Origin of the sequence: Psychrobacter sp. TAE2020 (genome assembly GCF_018919485.1) — a bacterium.
GTDB lineage: Bacteria > Pseudomonadota > Gammaproteobacteria > Pseudomonadales > Moraxellaceae > Psychrobacter.
The window spans coordinates 1-996 of sequence record NZ_JAHLMU010000011.1 but is presented as its reverse complement, the minus strand read 5'-3'; the positions used below and the strand labels follow the sequence as shown (position 1 = coordinate 996).

Genomic DNA, 996 nt, shown 5'->3' with positions numbered 1-996 from the left:
CATTAGGAATTACTGTAATGATCGTCTCATTACAAATAAATATGCCTAGATATTTTATCGAGAATTATCATTCTATAGAGAAAGTAGGTGTGTTTACGATATTCTATTATTTTATTGTGATAGGTGGGATAATAATAAATTCAGTTTGCCAATATCTAAGTCCATACTACTCGAAATCCTGGAGTAGAAAAGATTATAGTCTGTTTTTCAAATATATTAGATATAGCTGGATTATAGCTGGATTATTTGGCATAGCAGGTTATATAGTTACACTATTTTTTGGTAACGATATTTTACATTTAATTTATGATAATAAGTTTGATTCTTATACAGACATATTAAATATTCTAATGATAGCAGGCGTTTTTGTTTACTTGTCCATAGTTAATGGGTATGTAATGACTTCTATAAAGGTTATAAAGGCTCAAGTACCAATGTTTGCATTTTTACTAGTATTAACAACCATATCTTCATGGTACTTAATACCAAAATACGATCTCGTAGGAGCAGCTTGGGTAAGTGTTATTTCGGCTTTCACACAGTTCGTTATCAGCTCTATAATATTAATTAAGAAATTTCGAGGTGAGTATGTCACAACCTAAAAAAATAGTTCACATACTTGGAGCTATGGATATTGGTGGAGTTGAGACTTGGTTAATGAGTATATTAAAAACTGCAAATGCTAAAGAGTTTAAGCATGAACTTATAGTTCATCGGGATAAACATGCTTACTTTGATAATGAAATAGCCGAATTAGGAGTTAAGAAGTACATATGTAAGCCTGATAATATACTTAAATATATGTATGATTTATTTTTTCTATTTAAAAAAATAAAACCTGATGTAGTACACAGCCATGTGCATGCATTCAGTGGAGTTATTATGTTTGTAAGTTGGCTAGCTGGTGTAAAAACTAGAATAAGTCATAGTCATAGTGATACTTGACTAATTGAATGTAATATAAAAAATATAAGAAATACTTATCTTGAATTTATG

The 996-nt window shown here is 29.3% G+C and carries 2 protein-coding genes; both read left to right on the top strand.

Going from position 1 to position 996, the window contains the following annotated elements:
* Positions 1 to 602, top strand: a 602-nt coding sequence (locus KPY62_RS13515) for a lipopolysaccharide biosynthesis protein (RefSeq protein ID WP_216583469.1), incomplete at its 5' end; no start/stop codon positions are given.
* The gene (locus tag KPY62_RS13510; protein ID WP_216583468.1) at positions 589 to 945 is read left to right on the top strand and encodes a glycosyltransferase; all 357 of its coding nucleotides are present in this window, start codon (positions 589 to 591) and stop codon (positions 943 to 945) included. The genes KPY62_RS13515 and KPY62_RS13510, both read left to right, overlap by 14 nt.
* Positions 946 to 996 lie beyond the last annotated feature (51 nt).

Bases quoted from the DNA above. Each gene is read 5' to 3' on its own strand.
- KPY62_RS13510 (WP_216583468.1), top strand. From the start codon at position 589: ATGTCACAACCTAAAAAAATAGTTCACATACTTGGAGCTATGGATATT.